Consider the following 6,879-nt stretch of genomic DNA (forward strand, 5'->3'; position numbering starts at 1 on the left):
AGGCCGCCGCCGACGGCGACGCGGCGGCCTGGAAGGCGCTCGTGGAAGGGCTGAGCCCCCTGGTGTGGTCCGTGGTGCGGGCCCACCGGCTGTCCGACGCGGACGCCCACGAGGTGTACCAGACCGCCTGGTTCCGCTTCGCCCAGCACCTCGGGCGGATCCGGGAACCCGGCAAGGCGGGCGCCTGGCTGGCGAGCACCGCGCGCCACGAGTGCCTGAAGGTCATCCGGAGCTCGCAGCGGCTGACCCTGACGGACGATCCGCAGCTCCTGGACCGGGTCAGCGAGGACGGCACGCCGGAACAGTCGCTGCTCGACTCCGAGGAGGCCGCCGCACAGAGCGAACGCGTACGGCGGCTGTGGCAGGAGTTCGAGGAACTGGGCGAGCGGTGCCGGCAGTTGCTGCGGGTGCTGATGGCCACGCCGCCGCCCAGCTACCAGGACGTGTCCGCCGCGCTCGGGATCGCGGTGGGCAGCATCGGCCCGCTGCGCCAGCGCTGTCTGCGGCGCCTGCGGGCCCGGCTCGAAGCGCGGGGGGCGATGTGAGCGACATGGACGACGACGAGCTGTTCGGCGAATGGGGCGAAGAGGACTGGGGGGACGAGGAGTGGGACGCGGGGCTGCTGGAGGAGGAGCTCCGGCGGGCCGCCGCCGTCCTGGACCCCGTGCCGGCGGAGCTCCAGCAGATCGCCGTCGACGCCTACGCGCTGCACGACCTGGACGCCCGCGTCGCGGAACTGACCTTCGACTCGCTGGTCGACGCCCTCCCGGTCCGGGGAGCCGGCGACGCGCCCCGGATGCTGACCTTCCAGGCGGGCGAGGTGACCGTCGACGTCGAGGTCACCCCGCACGGCCTGATGGGCCAGGTGCTGCCGCCGCAGCCGGCCAGGATCGAGGTCCTGGGCGGACCGCGCCCCGGCTCCCCGCTCACGGCCGACGACCTGGGCCGCTTCACCGCCGACACACCGCCGTCGGGCCCGTTCGCCCTGCGGCTGCGGACCGGCGGGGATGTGGTCGTGACCCAGTGGCTGCGGGCGTAGGGGTGCTCCAGCAGGTGCCGGTCAGCCGGACGCGGCGTCGGCCAGGCGGGCCAGCGCGGCGGCGAGCCGCTCCAGACCGGGGCCGGCGGGACCGCCCGGCTCGGTCATGTACGTGTCCCGGCGGATCTCCACCATGAGCGCCTCGACCCGCGGGTCGGTCCCGTAGAACTCCAGCGGCACGTAGGCCCCCCTGAAGGGGCTGTCGAGTTCCGTCTCCCCGATGTCCCCGAAGGCCTGCCGCGCGGCGTCCAGCAGCCCGGGAGAGGTGTGGAAGGAGTCGGTGCCGAGACACACCGGCGGCCGGGGTCCCTGCCCGTGCAGCTCGTACGGCAGCCGGGTCCGCGGGTACGAGTGCACGTCGATGATCACGGCCCGCCCGGTGGCCGCCAGCCGGTCCGCCACCGCCTGGGTCATCGCCCGCGCGTACGGCAGGAAGTACCGCGCGACGAGCGGCCCGGCCTCGACGTCCCCGGACCGCAGCACGGCGCCGTGCGTGGTCCGGGTGTAGACCGCCCCCATGCCGACGGCCCGCATCTCCTCCCGTTCGTCGGGGAAGCGCTCGGGGTCGACGACCAGTCGCGACAGCCGGTTGACGAACCGCCAGGGGGCGACACCGGCCGCCCGGGCCGCCGCCTCGGCGATCCGAGCCGTGTGCGCGTCGGTGATGTGGTCGAGTTCCCGCGCGAGCTCGTCGTCGCCCAGCACGATGTCCGCCCGGACGGACGGCGGTATCTCCCGCGCCGAGTGCGGGACATGCAGGATCACGGGGGAGTGCCCGGCGCCGGGCAGGATGTCGAAGGACGGGGGGTCGTCGGTCACGCGGCGGCTCCACGGGGACGTGGTCGGGGGCTTCGCTCCGAAGCCCGGCCTCTTCGAACATAACTCCGCCCCGGCCGGGCGGTGCGCCGGCCGGGGCGGAGCGGAGGGACCGATGCGGCCCGGGGCGTCAGCTCAGGGACGCCAGCGCCTCGTTCCACGTCGCGGACGGGCGCATGACCTCGGCGGCCTTCGCCGGGTCGGGCTGGTAGTAGCCGCCGATGTCGGCCGGCTTGCCCTGGACGGCGGCCAGCTCGTCGACGATCTTCTGCTCGTTGGCGGCGAGCGTCTCGGCGATCGGCGCGAAGGCCTTCGCCAGGTCCGCGTCGTCGGTCTGCCGGGCCAGCTCCTGCGCCCAGTACAGGGACAGGTAGAAGTGGCTGCCGCGGTTGTCGATGCCGCCGACGCGCCGGGTCGGCGACTTGTCCTCGTTGAGGAAGGTCGCCGTGGCGCGGTCGAGGGTGTCGGCGAGGACCTGGGCGCGGGCGTTGCCCGTCACCTTCGCGAACTGCTCGAGGGACGGCACCAGGGCGAAGAACTCACCCAGGGAGTCCCAGCGCAGGTAGTTCTCCTTGACCAGCTGCTGCACGTGCTTCGGCGCCGAGCCGCCCGCACCCGTCTCGAACAGGCCGCCGCCCGCCATCAGCGGGACGACCGACAGCATCTTGGCGCTGGTGCCCAGCTCCAGGATCGGGAACAGGTCGGTCAGGTAGTCGCGCAGCACGTTGCCGGTCACCGAGATGGTGTTCTCGCCGCGGCGGATGCGCTCCACCGACAGCTTCGTGGCCTCGACCGGGTTCAGGATCCGGATGTCCAGGCCCTCGGTGTCGTGCTCCGGCAGGTACGCCTTGACCTTGGCGATCAGGTTGGCGTCGTGCGCGCGGGTCTCGTCCAGCCAGAACACCGCCGGGTCGCCGGTGGCGCGGGCGCGGGTGACGGCCAGCTTCACCCAGTCCCGGATCGGCGCGTCCTTGGTCTGGCAGGCGCGGAAGATGTCACCGGCCGAGACGGCCTGCTCGATGAGCGCGGTGCCGTTCTGGTCGACCAGGCGGACCGTGCCCGTGGTGGCGATCTCGAAGGTCTTGTCGTGGCTGCCGTACTCCTCGGCCTTCTGGGCCATGAGGCCGACGTTCGGCACCGTGCCCATGGTGGACGGGTCGAAGGCGCCGTTGGCCTTGCAGTCCTCGATCACGGCCTGGTAGACGCCCGCGTAGGAGGAGTCCGGGATGACCGCCAGGGCGTCGTGCTCCTGCCCGTCCGCGCCCCACATGTGGCCGGAGGTGCGGATCATGGCCGGCATGGAGGCGTCGATGATGACGTCGGAGGGCACGTGCAGGTTGGTGATGCCCTTGTCGGAGTCGACCATCGCCAGCTCCGGGCCCTCGGTGAGCTCGGCGTCGAAGGAGGCCTTGATCTCGGCGCCCTCCGGCAGGGCGTCCAGGCCCTTGTAGATGCCGCCCAGACCGTCGTTCGGGGTCAGGCCGGCCGCGGCGAGCTTGTCGCCGTACTTCGCGAACGTCTTCGGGAAGAAGGCGCGCACCACGTGGCCGAAGACGATCGGGTCGGAGACCTTCATCATCGTCGCCTTCAGGTGCACCGAGAACAGCACGCCCTGGGCCTTGGCCTCGGCGACCTGCGCCGTCAGGAACTCGCGCAGCGCGGCGACCCGCATCACGGAGGCGTCGACGACCTCGCCCTTCTGGACGGGTACGGACTCGCGCAGCACGGTGGTGGTGCCGTCGTCGCCGACGAGCTCGATGCGCAGGGCGCCGTCCTCGGCGATCACCACGGACTTCTCGGTGGAGCGGAAGTCGTTCTGGCCCATGGTCGCCACGCTCGTCTTCGACTCGGCGGACCAGGCACCCATGCGGTGCGGGTGGGACTTGGCGTAGTTCTTGACCGAGGCGGGGGCCCGGCGGTCCGAGTTGCCCTCACGCAGGACCGGGTTCACGGCGGAGCCCTTGACCTTGTCGTAGCGGGCCTGGATCTCGCGCTCCTCGTCGGTCTTCGGGTCGTCCGGGTAGTCCGGCAGCGCGTAGCCCTGGCCCTGGAGCTCGGCGATGGCGGCCTTGAGCTGCGGGATCGACGCCGAGATGTTCGGCAGCTTGATGATGTTGGCGGCGGGCGTCTTGGCCAGCTGGCCGAGCTCCGCGAGCGCGTCCGGGATGCGCTGGTCCTCCGTGAGGTACTCCGGGAACAGCGCGATGATGCGCCCGGCCAGCGAGATGTCGCGGGTTTCGACGGCGACACCCGCCTGCGAGGCGTACGCCTGGACCACCGGCAGGAAGGAATACGTCGCCAGGGCCGGGGCCTCGTCAGTGTGCGTATAGATGATGGTCGAGTCAGTCACCGGGTGCTCCGCTCCACGTCTGCAACATTGCTCGACATCAAGATATCTCCTGACGGACCTCGTCTCGACAGGGGTCCACGTCCAGTTTCCCGCCACCGATCTCCCCGGCCCCGGGCCGGGGAGACAGCGCGGCGGGTGGCGGCCCCGCGACTGCCCTGGTCGGCGCGGCGGCGGTTGCGACCGAAGGGCCGCCCCTCTCGACGGAACCGGCCTCTTTCGGCTCGTCCGGTGCGGAGCGACAGGTGACCGGCGCCGGGCGGCCGATCGGCGAGAGGATCGTCAGTCGAACCGGGCCGAGGAGATCTCGTTCGGCTCGATCTCGCCCGTGCGCTGCTGCGGGATGACGACCCCGCCCTGCTGGAGCGCCACCGTGCGGGCCGGGGCGGGGATGCGGATGCCCTCCGCGCGGTACCGCTTGTGCAGCCGCTTGATGAACTCGTGCTTGATCCGGTACTGGTCGCTGAACTCTCCGACGCCCAGGATCACCGTGAAGCCGATGCGGGAATCGCCGAAGGTGTGGAACCGGATGATCGGCTCGTGGTCCGGCACGGCGCCCTCGACCTCGGTCATCGTCTCGGCGATGACCTCGTTGGTCACCCGCTCCACGTGTTCCAGGTCACTGTCGTAGGCCACCCCGACCTGGACCAGGATGGTCAGCTGCTCCTCCGGCCGCATGAAGTTGGTCATGTTCGCCTTGGCGAGCTGGCCGTTGGGGATCACGACGAGGTTGTTGGACAGGTTGCGGATGGTCGTCTGCCGCCAGTTGATGTCCTCGACGTAGCCCTCCTCTGCGCTGCTGAGGCGGATGTAGTCGCCGGGCTGGACGGTCTTGGACGCGAGGATGTGGATGCCCGCGAAGAGGTTGGCGAGGGTGTCCTGGAGCGCCAGCGCCACCGCCAGACCGCCCACGCCCAGGGCGGTGAGCATGGGGGCTATGGAGATCCCCAGCGTCTGGAGCACCACCAGGAAGCCGATCGCCAGGACCAGGATCCGGGTGATGTTGACGAAGATCGTGGCCGAGCCGGCGACCCCGGAACGGGACTGGGTGACCGTGCGCACCAGACCGGTCACCACCCGCGCCGCCGACACCGTCGCCACGAAGATGAGCAGCACCGTCAGCACCTGGTTGGTGTGCTGCTGCACCGTCCGGGTCAGCGGCAGCACCGCCGCCGCGCCCGCCGCGCCGCCCACCACCGCGGCCCACGGCAGCACGGCCCGCAGCGCGTGCACGATGACGTCGTCCCCGCTCCAGCGGGTGCGGTCCGCGTGCCCGCCCAGCCAGCGCAGCAGCATGCGCAGCGCGAAGGCCGCCAGCAGGCCCGACGCCAGGGCGATGCCGGCAAAGACCAGATCGTCCGCGGTGAGCGCCCGGTTCACCTGTCACCTCCGGGAAGAAGAACTGCGGCGAGAGCCGTTGCCGGCCGCCGGATGTGAAGTTTCGTCACGTCGTCACCTGTTCGTCCTGCGGGATGTTCCACCGTGCCCGGCCACCCTGACCTGCGGTCGGCACGACCGTTCATCCTGCCGCATTCCGCACGGGGTTTCGTACCGGTGAACGGGCCGAGCCCGGGCGGTCAGATGACCTTCAGCCGTACCAGCGCCGCCAGCGTCAGGGCGCCCGGCAGCAGCGGCAGCCAGACCGTGATGACGCGGAAGGCCAGGACCACGGCCGTGGCCACCGCGGCCGGGCCGCCCGCCGCCACCAGCGCCATGACCAGCGCCGCCTCCACCGAGCCGATCCCGCCCGGGGTGGGGACCAGGGCGACGGCGACCGTCGCCGCCAGGTAGGCCACCGCCATGTGCACGGGCGGCACGTCCAGGCCCATCGCCCGGCCCACCAGCACCAGTACGGCCGCCTGCAACGCGGGGAAGGCGAAGGCACCGCCCCACAGGGCCAGGGCCCGGGCCGGGCGGGTGTGCACCGAGCGGGCCTCGCCGAGCGCCGTCCGCAGGAAGGACAGCACGGCCGAACGGACCCGGCGGACCAGGGTCAGCACGGCCACCGCGATGACGAGCACCACACCGGCACCGGCCAGCAGCGGACCGAACGCCGTCTCGGGAACCAGCGTGCCGAGCCGCAACGCGTCGGGGAACGCGACGAGCAGGGCGCCCAGCAGGGCCACCCGGCCGACGCTCTCCGCCAGCAGATACAGCGCGAGAGCCGCCGAGGAACGGGCGAGCGGCAGCCCGCAGACCGTCATGAACCGCAGGTTGACCGCGCTCGCGCCCAGGCCGGTCGGCAGCAGGTGGTTGGCCGCGCCCGCCGCGAACTGCGTGGCCACCAGCCGCCGTCGGGGCAGCCGCTCGACGACCGCGCCCTGCCGGGTGCAGGCGGCGGCGACCCAGGTCAGACAGGTCGCGCCGATCGCGGCCAGCAGCCACGGCCACTCGGCGCTGCCCAGATGCGCGAAGCCCTCGGCGAGCACCGACCGGTGGCGCACCGCGACCACGGTGACCAGCAGGAGCGGGAGCAGACACAGGATCTGACGCAGGCGGCGGACCGGGACGCGACGGGGGAGTCGTCCCGGGCGGAGTTCGGGGAGTTGTACCGCTGTCACATCCGCAGAGGCTTCCCAGGCCCCGCCAACGGCGGGTTGCGGACGTGCGGACGGCGTCTTACGTACGGGGAGCGGCTGGGAGGAGAGCGTCATCGGGGCCTTTGCGGGGGGAACGG

Annotated in this window: 6 protein-coding genes; 2 read left to right on the forward strand and 4 right to left on the reverse strand. The window is 72.1% G+C overall.

What is annotated here, in order from left to right; translation table 11 throughout:
• On the forward strand, nucleotides 1–545 hold a 545-nt coding region (locus CCL05_RS36505; RefSeq protein ID WP_107400562.1), incomplete at its 5' end, for an RNA polymerase sigma factor.
• Between the two features lie 5 nt (nucleotides 546–550).
• Complete coding sequence (locus CCL05_RS36510; RefSeq protein ID WP_086564937.1) at nucleotides 551–1,039, forward strand: hypothetical protein; 489 nt, start codon at nucleotides 551–553, stop codon at nucleotides 1,037–1,039.
• A 21-nt stretch (nucleotides 1,040–1,060) separates the two neighbouring features.
• Here the strand turns inward: CCL05_RS36510 and CCL05_RS36515 are convergent, their stop codons facing one another.
• From CCL05_RS36515 to CCL05_RS36530, 4 genes are all read right to left on the reverse strand, one after another.
• Nucleotides 1,061–1,858 (reverse strand): N-formylglutamate amidohydrolase, encoded by a 798-nt coding sequence (locus CCL05_RS36515; protein WP_086564938.1) that lies wholly within the window; start codon nucleotides 1,856–1,858, stop codon nucleotides 1,061–1,063.
• Nucleotides 1,859–1,985: 127 nt separating this feature from the next.
• Nucleotides 1,986–4,205 carry an NADP-dependent isocitrate dehydrogenase gene (locus tag CCL05_RS36520; RefSeq protein WP_086564939.1) on the reverse strand — a complete coding sequence of 740 codons (2,220 nt, stop codon included), beginning with the start codon at nucleotides 4,203–4,205 and terminating at the stop codon, nucleotides 1,986–1,988.
• A gap of 279 nt (nucleotides 4,206–4,484) precedes the next feature.
• Nucleotides 4,485–5,582: a mechanosensitive ion channel family protein gene (locus CCL05_RS36525; RefSeq protein WP_086564940.1), complete on the reverse strand. Its 1,098-nt coding sequence runs from the start codon at nucleotides 5,580–5,582 to the stop codon at nucleotides 4,485–4,487.
• Nucleotides 5,583–5,779: 197 nt separating this feature from the next.
• A complete protein-coding gene (locus CCL05_RS36530) occupies nucleotides 5,780–6,763 on the reverse strand; it encodes a lysylphosphatidylglycerol synthase transmembrane domain-containing protein (RefSeq protein ID WP_167409684.1) in 984 nt (327 codons plus the stop codon).
• Nucleotides 6,764–6,879 lie beyond the last annotated feature (116 nt).

The sequence above is a fragment of the Streptomyces africanus genome (genome assembly GCF_002150735.1).
Lineage (GTDB): Bacteria > Actinomycetota > Actinomycetes > Streptomycetales > Streptomycetaceae > Streptomyces > Streptomyces africanus.

Bases quoted from the DNA above. Each gene is read 5' to 3' on its own strand.
- CCL05_RS36510 (WP_086564937.1), top strand. From the start codon at position 551: ATGGACGACGACGAGCTGTTCGGCGAATGGGGCGAAGAGGACTGGGGG.